The organism is Bacteroides sp. M10, from assembly GCF_014334015.1.
GTDB classification, from domain to species: domain Bacteria; phylum Bacteroidota; class Bacteroidia; order Bacteroidales; family Bacteroidaceae; genus Bacteroides; species Bacteroides intestinigallinarum.
In genome coordinates this window covers 5,618,557-5,640,480 of record NZ_CP060488.1, presented here as the reverse complement: position 1 = coordinate 5,640,480, position 21,924 = coordinate 5,618,557, and the positions used below count along the sequence as shown (strand labels likewise).

At 41.9% G+C, this 21,924-nt stretch carries 17 protein-coding genes; 6 read left to right on the top strand and 11 right to left on the bottom strand.

The features are described 5' to 3' along the window. The first annotated feature begins 42 nt into the window (after positions 1–42). Positions 43–1,704: a glycogen/starch synthase gene (locus H8796_RS20875; RefSeq protein WP_117935842.1), complete on the top strand. Its 1,662-nt coding sequence runs from the start codon at positions 43–45 to the stop codon at positions 1,702–1,704. Positions 1,705–1,741: 37 nt separating this feature from the next. After that, entirely contained in the window at positions 1,742–4,306 is a 2,565-nt protein-coding gene (locus H8796_RS20870) for a glycosyltransferase family 1 protein (RefSeq protein WP_004297649.1), read from the top strand. Between the two features lie 210 nt (positions 4,307–4,516). On the opposite strand, the gene H8796_RS20865 is transcribed toward H8796_RS20870, so the two are convergent. Then, entirely contained in the window at positions 4,517–5,620 is a 1,104-nt protein-coding gene (locus H8796_RS20865) for a TlpA disulfide reductase family protein (protein WP_117935840.1), read from the bottom strand. Positions 5,621–5,758: 138 nt separating this feature from the next. On the opposite strand from H8796_RS20865, the gene potA reads away from it, so the two are divergent. Genes potA through H8796_RS20845 form a run of 4 tightly spaced genes read left to right on the top strand, consistent with a single transcriptional unit; the run spans position 5,759 to position 10,114 of the window. Next, positions 5,759–7,150, top strand: a complete 1,392-nt coding sequence (gene potA / locus H8796_RS20860; protein ID WP_117935838.1) for a polyamine ABC transporter ATP-binding protein — start codon at positions 5,759–5,761, stop codon at positions 7,148–7,150. Between the two features lie 11 nt (positions 7,151–7,161). Further along, the gene (locus tag H8796_RS20855) at positions 7,162–7,962 is read left to right on the top strand and encodes an ABC transporter permease (protein ID WP_004308090.1); all 801 of its coding nucleotides are present in this window, start codon (positions 7,162–7,164) and stop codon (positions 7,960–7,962) included. Continuing rightward, positions 7,956–8,750: an ABC transporter permease gene (locus H8796_RS20850; RefSeq protein ID WP_004297655.1), complete on the top strand. Its 795-nt coding sequence runs from the start codon at positions 7,956–7,958 to the stop codon at positions 8,748–8,750. The genes H8796_RS20855 and H8796_RS20850 overlap by 7 nt, the downstream gene beginning before the upstream one ends. Before the next feature lie 32 nt (positions 8,751–8,782). After that, positions 8,783–10,114, top strand: a complete 1,332-nt coding sequence (locus H8796_RS20845; RefSeq protein WP_008776543.1) for an ABC transporter substrate-binding protein — start codon at positions 8,783–8,785, stop codon at positions 10,112–10,114. 120 nt (positions 10,115–10,234) lie between these two features. Here H8796_RS20845 and H8796_RS20840 read toward each other — a convergent pair whose 3' ends face one another. From H8796_RS20840 to H8796_RS20795, 10 genes are all read right to left on the bottom strand, one after another. Continuing rightward, on the bottom strand, positions 10,235–10,927 hold the full coding sequence (locus H8796_RS20840; RefSeq protein WP_187344004.1) for a DNA alkylation repair protein: 693 nt from the start codon (positions 10,925–10,927) through the stop codon (positions 10,235–10,237). Between the two features lie 121 nt (positions 10,928–11,048). Further along, positions 11,049–11,708, bottom strand: a complete 660-nt coding sequence (locus H8796_RS20835) for a DUF4840 domain-containing protein (RefSeq protein WP_117935834.1) — start codon at positions 11,706–11,708, stop codon at positions 11,049–11,051. A 281-nt stretch (positions 11,709–11,989) separates the two neighbouring features. After that, a complete protein-coding gene (locus H8796_RS20830; RefSeq protein ID WP_117935832.1) occupies positions 11,990–13,669 on the bottom strand; it encodes a response regulator transcription factor in 1,680 nt (559 codons plus the stop codon). 734 nt (positions 13,670–14,403) lie between these two features. Then, positions 14,404–15,714: an L-fucose:H+ symporter permease gene (gene fucP / locus H8796_RS20825; protein WP_117935830.1), complete on the bottom strand. Its 1,311-nt coding sequence runs from the start codon at positions 15,712–15,714 to the stop codon at positions 14,404–14,406. A 20-nt stretch (positions 15,715–15,734) separates the two neighbouring features. Continuing rightward, positions 15,735–16,127 (bottom strand): L-rhamnose mutarotase, encoded by a 393-nt coding sequence (locus H8796_RS20820; RefSeq protein WP_117935828.1) that lies wholly within the window; start codon positions 16,125–16,127, stop codon positions 15,735–15,737. A gap of 5 nt (positions 16,128–16,132) precedes the next feature. Then, positions 16,133–17,563, bottom strand: coding sequence for a rhamnulokinase family protein (locus H8796_RS20815; protein WP_117935826.1), 1,431 nt, complete (start codon positions 17,561–17,563; stop codon positions 16,133–16,135). Positions 17,564–17,580: 17 nt separating this feature from the next. Beyond that, a complete protein-coding gene (locus H8796_RS20810) occupies positions 17,581–18,219 on the bottom strand; it encodes a class II aldolase/adducin family protein (RefSeq protein ID WP_004308079.1) in 639 nt (212 codons plus the stop codon). Positions 18,220–18,347: 128 nt separating this feature from the next. Further along, the gene (gene fucI, locus H8796_RS20805; protein ID WP_117935824.1) at positions 18,348–20,123 is read right to left on the bottom strand and encodes an L-fucose isomerase; all 1,776 of its coding nucleotides are present in this window, start codon (positions 20,121–20,123) and stop codon (positions 18,348–18,350) included. Positions 20,124–20,192: 69 nt separating this feature from the next. Next, positions 20,193–21,188 (bottom strand): GntR family transcriptional regulator, encoded by a 996-nt coding sequence (locus tag H8796_RS20800; RefSeq protein ID WP_117935822.1) that lies wholly within the window; start codon positions 21,186–21,188, stop codon positions 20,193–20,195. Between the two features lie 177 nt (positions 21,189–21,365). Then, positions 21,366–21,902 carry a 30S ribosomal protein S16 gene (locus H8796_RS20795; RefSeq protein WP_117935820.1) on the bottom strand — a complete coding sequence of 179 codons (537 nt, stop codon included), beginning with the start codon at positions 21,900–21,902 and terminating at the stop codon, positions 21,366–21,368. Between the last annotated feature and the right edge of the window lie 22 nt (positions 21,903–21,924).

Genomic DNA, 21,924 nt, shown 5'->3' with positions numbered 1-21,924 from the left:
TACTTTTGCACTCGCATACTAAAAAGAGTTTTAATATATTATATGGTAAAAGATTTATTAACCCCCGATTATATCTTCGAGTCCAGCTGGGAAGTATGTAATAAAGTGGGAGGGATATATACCGTCTTGTCGACACGGGCGAATACATTACAGGAAAAATTCCGCGACAGAATTTTCTTCATAGGTCCTGATGTGTGGCAAGGAAAAGAGAACCCTCTATTCATCGAGTCGGATAACCTATGTGCTGCCTGGAAAGAGCATGCGCTTGAGAAAGACGAACTTTCTGTCCGTGTGGGACGATGGAATATCCCCGGTGAACCCATAGTCATTCTTGTTGATTTCCAACCTTTTTTTGAAAAAAAAGACGATATATACACAGAAATGTGGAATCGTTATCAAGTAGATTCGTTGCACGCCTATGGCGATTACGACGAGGCTTCTATGTTTTCCTATGCCGCAGGAAGAGTGGTGGAGAGTTTCTATCGCTACAACTTGACGGAAACGGATAAGGTGGTATATCAGGCACATGAATGGATGACTGGAATGGGAGCACTTTATGTACAAGAAGCTGTGCCGGAGGTTGCTACTATTTTTACGACCCATGCTACGTCTATCGGTCGTTCCATTGCCGGTAACCATAAGCCGTTGTATGACTATCTGTTTGCTTATAATGGCGACCAGATGGCGCAGGAGCTGAACATGCAATCGAAACACTCGATTGAGAAACAGACTGCACATTATGTAGACTGTTTTACTACGGTGAGTGAAATAACCAATAATGAATGCAAGGAATTACTGGATAAACCGGCAGATGTTGTTCTGATGAACGGTTTTGAAGATGATTTTGTGCCGAAAGGAAGTACATTTACCGGTAAGCGTAAGCGTGCACGTACCTTGATGCTCAATGTTGCCAATAAATTATTGGGAACAAATCTGGATGATGATACGTTAATTGTCGGAACCAGTGGGCGATATGAGTTTAAGAATAAAGGTATTGATGTTTTCTTGGAATCATTAAACCGCTTGAACAGGGATAAGAAACTGCATAAGAATGTATTGGCATTCATCAATGTACCCGGTTGGGTGGGAGAGCCTCGCGAGGATTTGCAGGCACGTTTGAAGAGCAAAGATAAGTTCGACACTCCCCTCGAAGTACCGTTTATCACTCATTGGCTGCATAATATGACTCATGACCAGGTGTTGGACATGTTGAAATATCTGGGAATGGGCAATCGTCCGGAAGATAAGGTAAAGGTGATTTTTGTTCCTTGTTATCTGGATGGTCGTGATGGCATCATGAATAAAGAATATTATGATATATTGCTGGGGCAGGATTTGAGTGTTTATGCTTCTTATTACGAACCGTGGGGATATACTCCGCTGGAAAGTGTAGCTTTCCATGTGCCGACAATCACTACGGATCTGGCAGGATTCGGACTCTGGGTAAACAGCCTGAAGAACCAGCATGGCATTAATGATGGAGTAGAAGTGCTGCATCGTTCGGACTATAATTATTCGGAAGTGGCGGATGGTATCAAAGATACGATTACGTTGTTTGCGGATAAGACAGAGAAAGAGGTGAAGGAAATCCGTAAGCGTGCTGCTGAAGTTGCAGAGCAGGCTTTATGGAAGCACTTTATACAATATTATTATGAAGCTTATGATATCGCTTTGCGTAAGGCAAGGATACGTCAGTTGAGTTAAGGAAGAAATTATTTATCAATAAGTAAACGAAAACATTATGAAAATCAAAGTTAGTAATGTGAATACTCCCAACTGGAAAGAGGTTACTGTGAAATCACGTATACCGGAAGAGTTGGAGAAGTTGTCTGAAATCGCACGCAACATTTGGTGGGCATGGAATTTTGAAGCGACTGAACTGTTTAGAGATCTAGATCCGGAACTTTGGAAAGAATGTGGACAGAATCCAGTACTGTTGTTGGAACGTATGAGCTATGAGAAGCTGGAAGCGCTGGCAAAAGACAAGGTGATTCTAAGAAGAATGAATGAAGTTTATACGAAATTCAGAGATTACATGGATGTGAAGCCGGATGAGCAACGCCCATCTATAGCTTATTTCAGCATGGAATATGGCTTGAGCAGCGTCCTGAAAATATATTCCGGTGGTCTGGGCGTATTGGCTGGTGACTATCTGAAAGAGGCCTCCGACAGCAATGTTGATTTGTGTGCGGTAGGTTTCTTGTATCGTTACGGTTACTTTACTCAAACGTTGTCTATGGATGGACAGCAGATTGCCAACTACGAGGCACAGAACTTCGGTCAACTTCCTATTGAACGCGTAATGGATGCCAATGGTCAGCCGTTGATAGTTGATGTTCCTTATCTTGATTATTTTGTTCATGCAAACGTATGGCGTGTAAACGTTGGACGTATTTCTTTGTATCTGCTTGATACGGATAATGAAATGAACAGTGAATTCGACCGTCCTATCACTCACCAGCTTTATGGTGGCGACTGGGAAAACCGTTTGAAACAGGAAATCTTGTTGGGTATCGGTGGTATCCTGACTCTGAAAGCTCTGGGTATCAAGAAAGATGTTTATCACTGTAATGAAGGACATGCTGCATTGATTAATGTTCAGCGTATCTGCGACTATGTAGCTACTGGATTGACTTTCGACCAGGCTATTGAGTTGGTTCGCGCTTCTTCTCTTTATACTGTTCATACTCCGGTGCCTGCAGGTCACGACTATTTTGACGAAGGTTTGTTCGGCAAATATATGGGTGGTTATCCTTCCAGAATGGGTATCTCATGGGATGACTTGATGGATCTTGGACGTAACAATCCGGGCGACAAGGGCGAACGTTTCTGTATGTCTGTTTTTGCTTGCAACACTTCACAGGAAGTGAACGGTGTAAGCTGGCTGCACGGAAAAGTTTCTCAAGAAATGTTCTCTTCTATCTGGAAAGGTTATTTCCCGGAAGAAAGCCACGTAGGATATGTAACGAATGGTGTTCACTTCCCAACTTGGAGTGCAACAGAATGGAAAGAATTATACTTTAAATATTTCAACGAAAACTTCTGGTTCGATCAGTCTAATCCTAAGATTTGGGAAGCTATCTACAATGTGCCCGATGAAGAGATTTGGAAGACTCGTATGACTATGAAGAATAAGTTGGTTGACTATATCCGTAAGTCATTCCGCGATACATGGTTGAAGAACCAGGGAGATCCTTCTCGTATCGTTTCACTGATGGATAAGATCAATCCGAACGCATTGTTGATTGGTTTCGGCCGTCGTTTTGCTACTTACAAACGTGCACACTTGTTGTTCACCGACTTGGATCGTCTTTCTAAGATCGTGAACAATCCTGATTATCCGGTACAATTCCTGTTTACAGGTAAAGCTCACCCGCACGATGGAGCAGGCCAGGGCTTGATTAAGCGTATCATTGAAATCTCTCGTCGTCCGGAATTCCTGGGTAAGATTATCTTCCTCGAGAATTACGATATGCAACTGGCTCGTCGTCTGGTTTCCGGCGTTGATATCTGGTTGAATACTCCGACTCGTCCGTTGGAAGCATCCGGTACATCAGGTGAAAAAGCTTTGATGAACGGTGTTGTCAATTTCTCCGTATTAGACGGATGGTGGCTGGAAGGTTACCGTGAAGGTGCAGGTTGGGCGTTGACTGAAAAACGTACTTACCAGAATCAGGAACATCAGGATCAGCTGGATGCTGCTACTATTTACAGTATTCTTGAAACTGAAATCCTTCCGTTGTATTATGCACGTAATAAGAAGGGATATTCTGAAGGCTGGATCAAAGTGGTGAAGAATTCTATCGCACAGATTGCTCCTCATTATACCATGAAGCGTCAGTTGGATGATTACTATAGCAAGTTCTATTGTAAACTGGCAAAACGTTTCCAGACTTTGGCTGCTAACGATAATGCAAAAGCAAAAGAAATCGCAGCTTGGAAAGAAGATGTGGTTGCTAAATGGGATTCTATTGAAATCGTATCTTGTGACAAGGTAGAAGAGCTGAAGAATGGTGATATCGAAAGCGGAAAAGAATATACTATTACTTACGTTATCGATGAAAAAGGCTTGAATGATGCAGTGGGACTTGAATTGGTTACTACTTACACAACTGCAGACGGAAAACAACATGTTTACTCTGTAGAACCGTTCAGTGTAGTCAAGAAAGAAGGCGACTTGTATACATTCCAGGTTAAACACAGCTTGTCAAATGCAGGTAGTTTCAAGGTGTCTTACCGTATGTTCCCGAAGAATCCGGAACTTCCACACCGTCAGGACTTCTGCTACGTACGTTGGTTTATCTAATTGCTTAAGTAAAAGTAGGGGAGTATATCTCCCTCACTTTCATACATACATTCAGCCCCTGTATTCTTTGAGAATGACAGGGGCTGAATTTTTTATCTGTTTGGAGAGTGGGTCGTAAAGTCTTGCAAATAAAAAAGACTGTCTCATTTTATATTTGAGACAGCCTTGTATAAATTTCAAGGCCTTTGGAAAAGCCTTTCTTTGGATTTGTTATTTTACAGCTTCTGCTATTTTAGCTTGAAGCTCTTCTCCGTGCAGACCGCGAGCAATAATCTTACCGCTACCGTCGATCAATACAGTGTGAGGAATGCTGTTTACAGCATAAAGCTGTGCACCTTCACTTTGCCAGAATTTTAGGTCGGACATTTGCGGCCAAGTCATGTCTAGCTTCTTAATTGCTTCTTTCCATGCAGCACCATCCTGATCGAGAGATACACCTACGATTTCGAAGTTTTTGCCTTTGTACTTAGCGTATGTTTCTACCAGGTTCGGCATTTCACGACGGCAAGGACCGCACCAGCTAGCCCAGAAGTCAACCAATACCACTTTTCCCTTACCCACATAATCAGACAACTTCACTGTCTTTCCTTCCGGAGTCTGCATTTCGAAATCAACAAATTGAGTGCCTACAGCAGTCTTTTTCTGCTTGTCAGTCATCTCTTTGATTCTTACGATTGTTTCGTCATTCTGGAAATTTGCAGGAATTTGTTGCAACAAAGCTTCGTTTTCGTCCGTAGAGTTATTGTAGAAAGTTTGTTTAAACAAGAATACTCCAACCGGGTTGGTGATATTCTTCTGTACGCCTTCTTTAATTGCTTTGTCATATTGTTCTTCCAGCTGAGCACCTTCTTTTTGTTTGGCCTCTTTCTGCTCATCACTTAAAGATGTGTCGCCCATTGCCTCATAAATGGCATTCATTTTTTTGCTGATGTCATTGATTTGAGCTCTGATTTCCTGGTATGCATCGTTGTTGGGAGTACCGGTAACAGCGTCATTATTCTTGGTCAGGGCAACGTTGATTTTTCCGTTTTCCAGGAAGAAGTCGATCATCAACGGTTCTCCGTTCACTTCACAAGTGACATAACGGCTAACCACAGAATCTTGTGTGCCTTCAAAGGTAAAAGTACCTTTGGTGATAACGGCTGTATCTAGTTTGGTCAGATTTCTACCATTGGCTTCCTGAAGATAAACGGTGTCACCATCGCTTGCACCTTCTACTGTACCTGTAATAGTGTATCCGGCTTTGTTTCCGCCAGTACAAGCTACCATGCTTAACGCTGCCGTTGCAATAACTAAATAAGTAAACTTTTTCATGCTTTTGTAAAATTGGTGAATAAATATTTATGCAAAGATAGATTTTTTTTCTGTCGGGCATCGAAAAACACTGTTATATTAGATTAACACGTAGGTGGAAACCGCAGAAATGTGTACCTTTGCAGCCCAAACTTTAGTATGAATATGCAAGAAGATAAATCCATCATTGAGGTGAGCCATGTATCGAAGTACTTTGGCGATAAAACAGCATTGGATGATGTGACTCTGAACGTGAAAAAGGGCGAGTTTGTGACTATTCTTGGTCCTTCCGGTTGCGGTAAAACCACGTTGTTGCGTCTCATTGCTGGTTTTCAGACAGCTTCGGAAGGCGAAATCCGAATTTCGGGGATGGAAATAACACAAACTCCTCCCCATAAGCGTCCGGTGAATACGGTATTCCAGAAATATGCCTTGTTCCCGCACTTGAATGTGTATGATAACATCGCTTTCGGCCTGAAACTGAAAAAAACACCGAAACAGACCATTGAGAAGAAGGTGAAAGCTGCTTTGAAAATGGTAGGCATGACGGATTATGAATACCGCGATGTGGATTCTCTTTCCGGTGGTCAGCAACAACGTGTAGCTATTGCCCGCGCCATCGTGAATGAGCCGGAAGTGTTGTTGTTGGATGAACCGCTGGCAGCGCTCGATCTGAAAATGCGTAAGGATATGCAAATGGAGCTCAAAGAAATGCATAAATCTTTGGGAATCACGTTTGTGTACGTCACTCACGATCAGGAGGAGGCACTTACGTTAAGTGACACGATTGTCGTGATGAGTGAAGGAAAGATTCAGCAGATCGGTACGCCGATTGATATTTATAATGAACCTATCAATGCTTTTGTTGCGGACTTTATCGGAGAAAGCAATATCCTCAACGGTACCATGATTCATGATAAACTCGTACGTTTTTGCGGTACGGAGTTTGAATGTGTGGATGAAGGATTTGGCGAGAATGTTCCGGTGGACGTAGTCATTCGTCCGGAGGATCTTTATATTTTCCCCGTTTCGGAAATGGCACAGTTGGTAGGAGTGGTGGAGACTTCTATTTTTAAAGGAGTGCATTATGAAATGACGGTGTTGTGCGGCGGATATGAATTCTTGGTGCAGGATTACCATCATTTTGAAGTAGGGGCTGAAGTTGGTCTGTTGGTGAAACCTTTCGATATTCATATCATGAAGAAAGAGCGTGTTTGCAATACATTCGAAGGAAAATTGCTGGATGCTACTCATGTGGAATTCTTGGGCTGTAACTTTGAATGTGTTCCGGTGGAAGGAATCGCTTTCGATACGAATGTCAAAGTGGAAGTAGACTTTGATAAAGTAATTCTTCAGGATAATGAAGAAGACGGAACGCTGACGGGTGAGGTGAAATTCATCCTTTACAAGGGTGACCATTATCATCTGACTGTATTGTCAGATTGGGACGAGAATGTATTTGTAGATACGAACGATGTATGGGACGATGGTGACCGTGTAGGTATTACCATCCCTCCAGATGCTATTCGTATAGTTAAAATAACCGATTAACAGGAAAGGAAGTGAATAAGAGGTTTATAGTCTTTTTGTCATCACGTAAGAGTTGGACTCTCCCTTACATTATTTTTTCGGCGATCTTTGTGATTATACCGTTGTTCTTAATTGTCGTATATGCCTTTACCGATGATAGCGGTCATTTGACACTCGCCAATTTTCAGAAGTTCTTCGAACATCCCGAAGCAATCAATACCTTTGTCTATTCGATTGGTATTGCCATTATTACCACCCTTGTTTGTATTTTACTGGGTTATCCTGCTGCCTGGATATTGAGTAACAGCAAGCTGAACCGTTCCAAGACGATGGTCGTACTGTTTATTTTGCCGATGTGGGTAAATATTCTGGTGCGTACCCTTGCCACTGTTGCCTTATTCGACTTTTTCAGTGTGCCGTTGGGCGAGGGAGCGTTGATATTCGGTATGGTATACAACTTTATCCCTTTCATGATTTATCCTATCTACAACACTTTGCAGAAGATGGATCATAGCTATATCGAGGCGGCGCAAGACTTGGGAGCCAATCCTGTGCAAGTCTTTCTGAAAGCAGTCCTTCCGCTTTCCATGCCGGGGGTGATGAGTGGTATCATGATGGTGTTCATGCCGACTATATCGACATTTGCCATTGCCGAGTTGCTGACGATGAATAACATCAAACTCTTTGGTACGACGATTCAGGAAAATATCAATAACAGTATGTGGAACTATGGAGCGGCACTTTCGCTCATCATGTTGCTATTGATAGCTGCTACTTCCCTGTTCAGCACCGATGATAAGGAAAACTCAAATGAAGGAGGCGGGCTATGGTAAAGAAGATATTTGCACAGACTTATTTGTGGATATTGCTGCTCTTGCTTTATTCTCCGATCGTGATTATTGTGATCTACTCATTTACAGAGGCGAAAGTGTTGGGTAACTGGACGGGATTTTCTACCAAACTTTATTCTTCGTTATTCACTACCGGCGCTCATCATTCTTTGATGAATGCATTGATTAATACGATCACTATCGCTCTACTCGCTGCAACGGCATCTACGTTATTAGGAAGCATCGCTGCTATCGGTATATTCAATCTGAAAGCCCGTTCACGCAAAGCGATCGGATTTGTGAACAGTATTCCTATTCTGAACGGCGATATTATCACCGGTATATCCTTGTTTCTTTTGTTTGTATCTCTGGGGATCACACAAGGCTACACAACCGTAGTGCTTGCTCATATTACTTTTTGTACCCCGTACGTTGTTTTGAGTGTATTGCCCCGTTTGAAGCAGATGAATCCGAATATTTATGAAGCTGCCCTCGACCTGGGAGCTACTCCTATGCAGGCTTTATGGAAAGTCATTATTCCGGAGATTCGTCCGGGAATGATTAGCGGCTTTATGCTTGCACTGACACTCTCCATTGATGATTTTGCCGTTACTGTATTCACTATCGGTAACCAAGGTTTGGAAACGCTTTCTACCTATATTTACGCCGATGCCCGCAAGGGAGGTTTGACCCCGGAACTTCGTCCGCTTTCGGCTATCATTTTTGTCGTGGTACTGGCGTTATTGGTTGTAATCAATTACCGGGCAGGAAAAACGAAGAAAAAAGATTAATAGACTATCAAATGTGCTACTACGTAAATAATATGAAAAGAATAATTCCTGCTATCCTGCTCTTATTGGCTTTGACCGGGTGTTATAATTCCGGTGAACCTCGTGAGCGGGTTCTTAAAATCTACAACTGGGCGGATTACATCGGTGAAGGTGTACTTGAGGATTTCCAGGCATATTATAAAGAACAGACCGGTGAAAACATCCGTATCGTTTACCAGACATTCGATATCAACGAAATCATGTTGACGAAGATTGAAAAGGGGCATGAAGATTTTGATGTTGTTTGTCCTTCGGAATACATCATCGAGCGTATGCTGAAGAAGCATTTGTTGCTACCTATCGACACGAATTTCGCACATTCTCCCAATTACATGAATAATGTGGCTCCATTTATTCGTAAGCAGATTAATAAATTGAGTCAGCCAGGTGAAAAAGCCAGTCGCTATGCTGTATGTTATATGTGGGGGACGGCAGGTATTCTGTATAACCGGGCTTATGTGCCCGATTCGGTAGCTCTGTCCTGGGATTGCCTTTGGAATAAAAAGTATGCCGGAAAGATCCTGATGAAGGATAGTTATCGTGATGCTTATGGAACAGCCGTGATCTATGCGCATGCAAAGGAACTGAAGGAGGGAACGGTAACAGTGGAAGAGTTGATGAACGACTATTCTCCACGTGCGATGGAGTTGGCTGAAAAATACTTAAAAGCCTTGAAACCGAACATTGCTGGCTGGGAAGCGGACTTTGGCAAGGAAATGATGACGAAAAATAAAGCTTGGCTGAATATGACTTGGAGCGGTGATGCAATCTGGGCGATTGAAGAGGCCAATGCGGTAGGAGTGGATTTGGATTATGAAGTTCCCGAAGAAGGAAGTAATATCTGGTATGACGGTTGGGTGATCCCGAAATATGCCAGAAATCCGGAAGCGGCTAGTTATTTTATTAACTTTATGTGCCGTCCGGATATTGCCTTGCGTAATATGGATTTCTGCGGATATGTAAGTTCTATAGCCACTCCCGAAATACTAGAAGAGAAAATAGACACTACTCTTCATTATTATTCCGATTTAAGTTACTTTTTTGGACCGGGCGCAGACAGCGTACAGATTGATAAAATACAATATCCGGATCGTAAAGTGGTGGAACGATGTGCCATGATTCGTGATTTTGGCGATAAGACAAAAGAAGTTCTTGATATTTGGTCGCGTATTAAAGGAGATAATTTGGGAGTGGGTATCACTATTCTTATTTTCGTCGTTGTTGCATTGATGAGTGGTTGGATGATTTATAAGAAGTGGCAGCGTTATAACCGTCAGAAACAACAAAGACGTAGAAGTAGAAGGAAAAAGGTCAGGAGGAATTAGTGTTTCTCCGGATTGCAAACAAAAAATAAATTAGGTGGAAAATAAAAGCGGTATCTACGGTAAGAAATAAGAAGCACGGTGAACAGAATGCTGATAGCAGGATTTCGCCGTGCTTGGTATTTATCGTCTTTTCATTTCTCGGAGAATGTCCTTGGTGTCCTTATCTACCCGGAATGACTCGATTGTTTTTTGCAGTGCCTTGTTGTAAGTCCAGTTATCCAGTGTGCTATGTTTCAGATACTCCATTGTCTTTTGGGGAAATTTGATAAAACACAATGATATCATCCATGCCATAGCCATGCGTGCATAATAGGCGTTGTGATTGAATGAGTCGGCATATTTCAGTAACGAATCAATATGCGCGTCATCTACATAATGGAAAAGCATCACAATTCCGAAACGTATTTCAAATTCTTTAGAGGATTTCAGATAGGGTTGGATAAATTGCCATACGTTTTCTTTTCCTCTTTTCACGGCAGTTTTCAGTTCACTGCAGAATATGTCACATACAGCCCAATTATCTATGCGAGGAACGAACATCGTTACGTATTTCATTTGTTCTTCAAGTTCCATTTTTGCCAGTCCGATAATCATTCCCTGAAGCATTGTTTCTTCATAATAAATCGTATCAGTTGATTCGACAAATGTATGCCAGTCTTCTTTCTTAATAATTTCTTTGGCCATTGTCCGCAGTTGGGGGATGCGTACGCCGAGAATATTGTTTGCTCCCGGGAGGAGGGAAGAATGAAATTCCTGATATTTAGAATCTACTGATGCTTGTAATTCTTTCCGGATGTTTTCAGTTGTAGTCATTTTCATGTCGTTGGTTATTTCGCAAAGGTATAAAAAAAGAGTATGCGCGCTATGTGCAGGCATACTCTTTTTGAGCAATTCCCATCCTAATAAAAATACGTGGGAAAGTTTATCCGATCAGTTACTTTTTGACCATGTCGAAACTGAATGTGGTAGCCGAGAAGTTTTCAAACGGCTCTCCTTCTACTTCCACTTGGGTGGCTTTGATTACAAAGGAGAGTTTTTTATCATTATATGTATATTGACCCTTTTCTTCCGCTTCTATGGTTACTTTTACAGTAATTTGAGGAGCTTCCTCTCCCTCTGTTTGTACTTGGGTAGGGATCGTGTATTTTATTTCCAAAGGTTCAGGTTTTAGTTGAAGTAGAATGGAGCCTTTGCTATCATCATTAAAGGCAGCGGTATAAGGAATGTTGTAATCGATATCGCCTAAAGTCTCAATGATAACTTCACCTATTTCATCACCGACGATACTTTTGATCAGATCGTCAACCGGAAGTTTTTTTATCATAATCTGATTGTCCTTAACTTCAGCGGTAACTGTGGCTCCTTGCGGCTGTTCTTCTTTGGAGGAATAGTTTTGTGGATTGACGGATGGAGCAGTTTCTGTTAGCATATTACCGGAATAATTACCTTCCACATCTTTAAGTGAATATACGGGAATATCAGAATCGTCATCACTACTACATGCTGTAAAAGTGGCTATCAGGCCTAATGACATTACTAGGAAAGCAAAACGATTAAAACAACAAGCTTTTTTTATTTCAGTTATAATTTTCATACTGTTTTAAATTAGATTATTAATTTTCAAAATTAAGGTGTACGTACATAGAGTAAATGCCGGTATTTGTGAAATACTGCATAAAGAAATAAAAATAGAACATTTTTTGTACGAACGCTGTTGAGAGTCAAAACGCAGATTAACGCAAATTATCGCAGATTATTTCAATTATATTGATATATTAATCAACGACTTATAAAATTATTTCTGCGATAATTTGCGTTAATCTGCGTTTTATTATTCATTATGACACACCTTCAGCAGATAACAGACTTGGCATATTATTGTTTTTTCGTAATGGATTCACTTGGCGTTATTCCAAAATACTCTTTGTATTTTTGACGGAAGTTTTTTAGATTCTTCAATCCTATCATTTCCGGAATCACATTTACAGAATATTTCCCGCTTTCTAGCAATTCACGGGCTTTTTCCATGCGAATCCGGTATATAAAATATTTAGGAGCTTCTCCTGTCAGTGATTTCCATTTATTGAAGAAGGTAGTTCTACTCATATATAACTCGGATGCGACTTCATCAATAGTCAAGTTTTCCTGATCTATATTTTTTAGAATATAGTCCTTCACACGATTGATGAATGCATAATTATTTTCATTCAGAACTTCGTTCTCTTTTACTTTTAAGAATTGTTCCCCGAATATTTTTTGTAGGAATGATTTTCTAAGGAAACGACTGTTTTTGATTAGAACGTTCATTTCTATTTTTAAATCTTCTACATGAAAAGGGGTGTGTAAAAAGACATCGGCTAAAGAGGCCTCTCTTGTGTTCCGATGTTTTCCATCCAGATATGAGCCGTAAAGAATAATAGGTATGATGGAGGTTTCTCCGGATGTTTTAAGTCTTGAAGAAAGTTCATTTCCATACATTCCATGCAGCATCATGTCACAAATCACGATGTCCGGGTATTCTTCTCTGATGTATATCAGGGCTTCCGGGCCGTTGCTGAAGCTTTTTACAGTAAAGTGTTCTGATAAGCGTGTTTCCAGATAAGATCTGAAGTCTGAATTGCTGTCGGCAAGGAGTACGGTAGGTTTGGCTGACCCTCTTTTATGATTCTCTTTACAAAACAGAGAATCGATCTTTTTTTCTTCCTGACTGATTGAGAACTGTATGGGAGTATATTCTGACATACTTTTGTGTGCATATTTCAAAGGAAATCTTAATAGAATACTATGTTGGGAATGATTGATGATAATTTTGCCTTTACACAGTCTTAACAGTTTCTTATAAAATATACTTTTAGCAAAACTATATTCAAGTTCTTCTCCTCGTTTGAGTAGCTGACGTTTTTTGCATTTGTAACACTTCCTGCTTTTGAAACCGTTTATTTTAATTTGCCAGTTTTGGGGGTTGATAGAAATAATCAGAATAATTGTTTGCTTTTGTCCGGCATGGTCTATGGCGTTTCTTACGAATTTGTCAACAATTGGAGATACCTTGCTTTGGTCGAACCAGACACTGGCATACCCGAATTCAGCTTTTACTTCCAGTTTGATCTGATTGTTGGTGGCATGTTCTCTTAAAGAATCGACTTTGTTCCTGATAAACTTTCCCAATTCATATTCTGCGATGTCCACATTTCCGGAATGAACGAATAACTGTTTCAAGTTCATTAGGCCGGTTAAATGTTCGTTGAGACAATCTATATTTCGGATCGCCAGTAACAATTCCCTTTTGGCGCTTTTGGGACAATGATCATTGTATGCTGTTTTCAGAGGGGTATGAATCAATGTGATTGGAGTGCGGATATTCCCGAAAGAGTCTATAAAATGTCGAATCCCTTCTCTTAAGAAATTCTTTTCTTTTTGTATAATGATGAAAGACAGAATCCAATAAATTGAAATTCCACCTGCGATAAACAGTGTGACAAGGTTTAACTGATAAATGAGAGGTATAGTTATGACAATGGGAATGAGGGGGGATGTTATTATTGAGTATTTCATTTTAATTTGTTTTAATAGCGCCACTTAGATGAGATATACCTATTTCTTTTGTTTGGGATAAAAGAGTAAATTCAATGTAACTATAATCTCATAGTTGTATATTCATAAACTCAAACTATAAACTCATAAGTATCTATATTTTGAGGAGTGATAGTTGAAAGTAAAGTCTATATAAAGAGCTTGAATCCTAACAGTTTGAATCATTCTTTGAGAAATGGTGAACTTCCTCCAAGCAACAATGATAAATAGATCTATTTTTTGTTTATTGAATGTTTTTATTTACCACGTGGAAATATTGATGGAGGAGAGCGTGTTGTATATTCGGTACTATCAATGCATATCCTGATTAGTACCATTTTATATTTTCTCATATATAGATAAAAAAGGAAGTACGATTTGTTCCTGCGAAGTAAAAATACTGATAAGTTGTAACAAGTGGATGATGTTATGAATATTCGATAATCGTTTGTTGTCGTTTGGTGTGTTTATGGAGAAAGATGGTGAATTATAATTATGATTTGTTAGCGATTTGTTGTTGTAGGATGGCAAAAGAGTGAAAGAGGTGTACCATTTTTCCATTATCCAGATAACCTTCTTTCTGATTGAAGAACACCAATATGATTGGAAGTAAAGGAAAAAAATAGTGACGCTATCCCTGCTGGATGGCGTCACTATTTGAGTGAGATAGTGACAGTATCGTGTCGGGATACCGTCACTATTTTTAGATATGTATTCTACCAGTTTCTTTTCACTGTGCGGTAACCATAGCCGATAATTACAAGGAAGCAAATAAACGGCAGAACGAATGATACATTGACAGCTGGCAACCAGCCAATTTTTCCCATATCAATAATGCTTGCTTGTAGCGGGGGAAGAACAGAGCCTCCTAAGATAGCCATGATGAGGCCGGCAGCTCCGAACTTCGCATCATCTCCCATGCCTTTCAGGGCAATGCCATAAATAGTGGGGAACATCAGTGACATACAAGCGGAAACTGCTACTAGACAGTAGAGTCCGAAGATATTTTGAAGAAAGATAGCTCCTAGAGTGAAAATACCTCCGAAGATAGCGAGAATCATCAATAATTTGCCTGCATTAAGATAGCGCAGAATAAATGTACAGATGAAACGGCTGATACAGAATATCACCATTGCCACAATATTATATTGCTGTGATAACACTTCCGCACTTTTCTCGTCCATACCTTGCGACATGAACAAATGGGTTCCATACTGAATGATGAACGTCCAGCACATAATTTGTGCACCTACATAAAAGAATTGGGCAATCACACCTTCACGATAACGTGTTTGGGTGAAAATACGTTTCAGTGTAGGGAAAAAGTCTATTTTATGGTTCTGATCTCCATTTTTGGGCATCTTGACGAACCGTATCAGAAGCAACATCGCTACGATAACCAGTCCGATGATAAGATAAGGAGCAATCAGGACACTAAGGTCGCTTTCTTTGATCGCCTGAAATTCACTGTCGTTAAGCAATGCGCGGTCTTCGGTACACATCGGATGCAATTTCGCTTGAATGAATTGCATGGCTACATACATTCCGAGAAGTGAGCCCATCGGGTTGAAAGACTGTGCAAGGTTCAATCGCCGGGTAGCTGTTTCTTCCGTTCCCATGGAAAGAATATACGGATTACAGCTTGTTTCGAGGAAAGATAATCCGCAGGTCAGAATAAAATAAGCAATCAGAAACGGATAGTACTCACCCGTCATTTTGGCGGGGAAGAATAAGAAGGCTCCGAAAGCATACATACCCAGTCCTAACAAAACACCTGCTTTGTAGGAATATTTGCGGATGAAGATGGCAGCCGGGAAAGCCATTGCAAAGTAGCCTCCATAGAAGGCAACCTGTACCAATGCCCCGTCGGTGGCACTCATCCGGAAGATTTTAGAGAATGCCTTTACCATCGGATTGGTAATATCATTGGCAAATCCCCATAACGCAAAACAGGAGGTAATGAGAATAAAAGGTATAAGATAACTGATGCCATCTTTCGAAAGGATGGACTGCTTGGTGTGTTTCATGGTTGTTTCTGGTATTTTTTTTAAGTATTATACAAATGGAACATTCTTTCCATCGGTTTCCATTTCTCTGCGGAAGTCATTCCGGGTGCGGCTTGTTGGAAGATAGCCATATATTCTTCCCACTCCTGTTGGCGGGGAAGGGTGTTCAGGCGTTCCATTGCCGTGTCCCAGTCAAAATCAAGGGGAGTTTCGACAATCATAAACAGTCGGGGTCCCAGGATATAAATTTCCATTTCCAGGATGCCAACTTCCCGGATACCGGCAAGAATTTCCGGCCATGCTTCCGCCTGGCTATGTCTTTTCCGATATTCGGCGATTAGTTCCGGAGAATCGCGTAAATCAAGGGTTTGGCAATATCGTTTGACGGGAACGTCATAAGATTGAACCTGATAACCGGTTTTAGATGTTTCCATATACTTTATTTTTTAGGATAATATACTTGTGGTGTAACGCTGCGAGTGACAATTTCCCGCAATTCACGAAGATCGGCAATTTCTCCTTTAGCCATTGCCTGCGTAAGAATGTTTCCCATTGCAGTGGCTTCCACCGGACCTGCATAAACAGGAATACCGAGTTCGTCAGCTGTCAGTTGGTTGAGCAACTTATTTTGTGATCCTCCTCCGATGATATTTAACTGACGGATTGGAGCAGGGAGGCAGCGGTTGAGCTGTTCCACAGCCAGCCGATATCTGAAAGCTAATGACTGGAGCACACATCGTACAGTCTCTGCCTTGTTTTGGGGAATTTGCAAAGCATGATTCCGGCAATAATGAATAAGCGCGTTCTCCATATTTTCCGGATTCATGAATATGGTGTCGTCTACAGGGATGATTGTATCAATCTCGGCTTCAGCTGCTTGCGGGATGATTATATCATAATCTTGTTCCTCGCCACACGCTTTCCACTCGCTCATCAAGCGTTGCAGAATCCATAATCCTGTTATATTCTGGAGGAAACGGATTTTACCGTCTACACCTCCTTCATTGGTGAATTGAGCTTTTCTTGCTTCTTCCGTCAATATGGGTTCGTCCACTTCAACTCCCAGTAACGACCAAGTGCCGGAACTAAGGAAAGCGATGGGACTTTCTGCAGCAGGAACAGCAGCTACGGCACTGGCTGTATCATGTGAACCTACGGCAATAACGTCTACGGCACCCAGTCCGGTTTCGCGTGCAATATCCTCTTTTAGAGTGCCTCTGATTGTTCCGGGAAGAATGATTTCACCGAACAGATGCTCGGGAAGACCTAAAGTATGTATGGTATCGAATGACCAGTTGCGTGATTGGGCGTTGAGTAATTCAGAGGTGGAGGCGATGCAATATTCATTATTGGCTACCCCTGTCAGGAAGTAACTGAAGAGATCGGGCATGAATAAAAGTTGCCGGGCAACTTCCAACTGTGCATCTTGATTTTGTTTCATACTGTAAAGTTGAAACAGCGTATTGATAGGCATCACCTGAATACCGGTTTCGGCATAATGTCGACGTTCATCCATACACTTGAATACTTCTGCCGGCATTCCCTCCGTTCTTGCATCCCGGTAACAGACAGGATTTCCTAACAGGTTTCCATGTTTGTCAATCAGTCCAAAATCCACTCCCCAAGTGTCAATACCAATACCTTTTACGGCATATCCTTTTTGTGCAGCCAGTTTTAGTCCGGTTTTCATATCTTCGAACAGAGCCGGGAAGTCCCAGTAAATATGATTGCCTAGTTTGACCTGCCGGTTGGAGAAGCGGTATATCTCTTCCAATTCCAGCCTGCCGTTGAGAAGAAAGCCGGCGATGATTCGCCCGCTGCCGCCTCCGAAGTCTGCTGCTAAATAAGTGTGTTTGATGGTATCTTTCATGGTAATATGCCTGGATATTAGTTGGTTTTCTTTCCTAATACGTAGATTTCCAGGTCTTCAATTTCTGCCGGTGTGAGCACTGAATAATCACCGCCGGATTGAACAATGATGCGGCAAGCCATTTCGAAAAAAGTAGCCCGTTCATATACTTGGTCGAAGTCTTTTCCGCACACCACTTGTCCGTGGTTGGTCAGTAAAACCGAGTTATGCTTTTGCATGGCTTCTACCACGGCTTTCGCCAGTTCCGGTGAGCCGGGACGATAATATGGAATCACAGGTATTTCCGAACCTACATGGCAAGGAATTTCTGCTGTTACGTTGAAATTTGCCGGCTTGTTCTTCATGCAGGAGACAGCGGTGGCATATTCCGATTGGAAATGGAGAACGACATTGACGTCCGGACGTTCACGGAGAATACCCAAATGGAATGTACTTTCCATAGAGGGTTTTACACCATTGGCAGGAATGCCGCTGGCAATATGGCAGATTGAAACCTTTTCTTTGCCAAGTGTGGGAACCCAGGAACCCGTACCGGAAATCAATGCTTCTTCGCCGATTCTCCAGGAAAGGTTACCGCTGCTGCAAAGCATTAACTTTGCATCCCCGTAGCGATGTGCTTGTGCAATGAACTGTTCAATATGTTCGTTAGTAATCATAGTCTTACTTATTTAAGTCGCTGTAGGGGGCGGGGCTATCCCGACATTTGTATGTGTCGGGTGGGGGACCCCGTCCCTACAAACGGCAAAGTTAAAATATTTATTTATACAGGACGAAAAAAACTTGTTTATTTATAAATAGGACCATAAGTTGCACAAGCTCTGTAATCTGATCCTTCTTTGTCCATGCCGAAAGCATTCCAGGCAGCCGGGCGGAACATCTGATCTTCTTCTACATTGTGCATACATACCGGGATGCGGAGCATGGAAGCAAGAGTGATTAAGTCCTGGCCGATGTGTCCATAGCTGATGGCGCCATGATTGGCTCCCCAGTTATTCATGACTGAATATACATCTTTGAAAGCCGGTTTATCACACAAACGGGGCACAAACCAGGTGGTAGGCCATGTCGGGTCTGTACGCATATTGAGTTTCTGATGGATTTCCGGATCGATTTCCACTGTCCATCCTTCTGCAATTTGCAGGACAGGGCCTAAGCCTTTAATCAAGTTCAGACGCATCATGGTTACAGGCATTCCACCTTTTGACAGGAAGTTGGACGAGAAGCCGCCACCACGGAAGTAGTCACGATCTGCCGGATACCAGGTGGTTGCCTGGAGACAGTTTTCTACATCAGCATCCGTCAGGTTCCAAGGTTCTTTCATAACCGGATTACCTTCTGCATCTAATGATTGGCCGGAACCGTCGAGAGTCGTTGCACCGGAATTGATAAGGTGGATGATACCGTTGGCTGCCGCACCGCTCAATTCTTTGCCGGTTACACGTTTTACAGCTTCAGGGCTCCAGTAAGTACGTACGTCGGAGAATATTTGTGCGCGGTTGGTCAATAGATGTCCGAACAACATGGCTACACCGTTGCAGGCATCATTTTCGGTAGCTACCACAAATGCTTCACGGATGCCGTTCCAGTCGAAAGAAGTATTGAGTAAAGCTTCCGGATAGTCACCGTTAGGATAAAAGTCCGTCCATTGACGTTGTCCCTGGAAACCGGCTGCGATAGCATTGTGTCCCAAAGCTTCTTCCTTGAATCCCATTTCTTTCAGTTTGGGATTTCCGGTCATCAGGTCGCGCATGATAATTGTCATCTTTACAATGAATTCCCAGTCTGCATCTTTCTGCTCACGGGTTTTGCGCTTTTCAGGACGGTTCTTGAAGTCTTCGCCTTCGTTGGTCTTGCAATGTTTTTCAGTCCATGCCATTGCCTTGGCATATTCCTCGTGGTCATAGATGCCTTCATCCATCCGACGGATGATTTCTGTGAGGTCTATTGATTCATTACGCATTCCCAGATATTCCTGGAAGAAATCAGGATTGACGATAGAACCGGCGATCCCCATCGACACACTACCCATTGACAGGTAAGATTTGCCTCTCATGGTAGCTACTGCCTGTGCAGCGCGTGCAAAACGAAGAATCTTTTCCGATACATCTTCAGGGATTGTGTTATCGTCCAGATCCTGCACATCACGTCCGTAGATACCGAATGCAGGAAGACCTTTTTGTGCATGTCCTGCCAATACCGCTGCCAAATATACCGCTCCCGGACGTTCTGTACCGTTAAATCCCCAAACAGCTTTCGGATAATAAGGATTCATATCCATTGTTTCTGCGCCGTAACACCAGCAGGAAGTAACGGTAATGGTAGAACCTACTCCTTCTCTTTCAAACTTTTCCGCACAGGCGGCACTTTCGGCTACACGTCCGATAGTACTATCGGCAATGACACATTCCACCGGACTGCCGTCACCGTTTTTGAGGTTACTGCTGATTAACTCGGCTACTGCTTTAGCCAGATTCATTGTTTTTTCTTCAAGGCTTTCGCGAACGCCACCCTGGCGGCCATCGATTGTGGGACGAATCCCGATTTTCGGATACTTTTTCATGGTTTCTATCTATTAAAGGATTAATTAATATCTGTGCTGAACTGTGCTGATTATATTGCAAAAAAAAAATTAAAGCGACTTTCGGAGCCTTACTTCCGTCGGCAAGAACTTTTGTATCGGTACATTATTGAGAACGAAATTGGCTGCTTCGTTTCCCATCATTTCCCAATCAATACTCAATGAGGTTATTCCTTCATCAATCACTTCGTAAGAAGGAATATCATTGTAGGCCAACAGGCCGAAATCCTTTCCGCATTTCAGTCCTTCCAATCTGCCTTGCTTTACTACTTTTACTACATCTTGTTGCTTGATAGCGATGTAGGCAACTCCCTTGCGTATTGTCAGGTTCTCGATGTCCTCCTGAACCTCACAGAGAAATCCCTGTTCCTGACAAAAACGGGTGAAATATTCCTTGCTGCTTTGAGGGTGTTTCAGGCTTTTCGGAAACAGAAAAACAAGTTGGTGATAGTTTTTCAGTCTTTCCCTAAGCAAATGCAATGCCTGATAGAAAGATTCATCGAAATCCTGGCAGATATATGAATACTTCTCTTTTTCGAATTTGCCGAAATCAAGAAGTAGCAATTTGGTAGGATTAATTTTAGTGAGAACTGTGCTGAATTTCTCGTTATCGAAATTCATCACGATGTATTTGTTGTATTTTCCTATGGATTCCCGGAGGATGGTATTGAACAGCCGCTCGTTGTATTGATGAAACAATAAGTCTACCTTATAATTAATAGGCAGGTGTCTGACGAAACTGTTGTATAAAGCTTCTTTGAAAGGAGTGTATTGGTCGAGCAGTAATAAAACATTGGTCACCTGGCTCGTCACGTAATATCCTTTTCCGGGAGTGGAGTCGATCAGCCCTCGTTCGCGTAAATCAAGGAAAGCCTTGAAAACGGTGTCGCGTGATACTCCGTATTGAGCACTCAACTGATTGATGGAAGGCAAAGAATCTCCTTCAAGAAATTCTTTCCTGGAGATTGCCTGGCTAAGTGCGTCCGCTAGTTGCGTAACCTTGCTCGACTGTTGTCCGAATGTTGCCTTTTTATCAGTTCGTTTCATGCTGTAAAAATGAATAATACTGTGCTGAACTATGCTGATGCAAAGAAAGACATTTTATTCTGAAAGAGAATAATTATTTGCTATGTTTTATAGCATAAAGTAATAAAAAAATCCCCTCCGGCGAACCGGAGAGGATTATAGCTTTTTCCTAATTTCTTATTCGGAATCTGCTGAAATTTATTCAGCAGCAGCTTCTGTTGCAGGAGCTTCTTCAGCCGGAGCTGCAGCTTCCTCTGCAGGTGCTTCAGCAGCTTCAGCAGCTTTCTTTTCAGCGAGTGCTTTTGCTTTCACTTCGTTGATCTTCTTTTCTGCTTCCAGACGTGCTTTCGCTTCAGCTTTCTTAGCTTCGTCTTGTTTAGCTTTCAAAGTAGCCAAACCTGACTGTTTGTTGTTTTTCCAAGCTTCGAATTTAGCTTCAGCTTCTGCTTCTCCGAATGCGCCTTTTGCTACACCGCCCAGAAGATGTTTCTTCATGTAAACTCCTTCACGAGAAAGGATATTACGTACAGTGTCACTTGGTTGTGCACCTTTCAGTACCCATGCCAATGCAGCGTCGAAATTCAAATCTACTGTAGCAGGATCGGTATTTGGGTTGTAAGTACCAATCTTCTCAATAAATTTACCATCACGTGGTGCTCTGCTGTCTGCAATTACAATTGAATAGAACGCGTAACTTTTACGTCCGTGTCTCTGCAATCTGATTCTAGTTGCCATTTTTAATAATTGTTTTTAATGA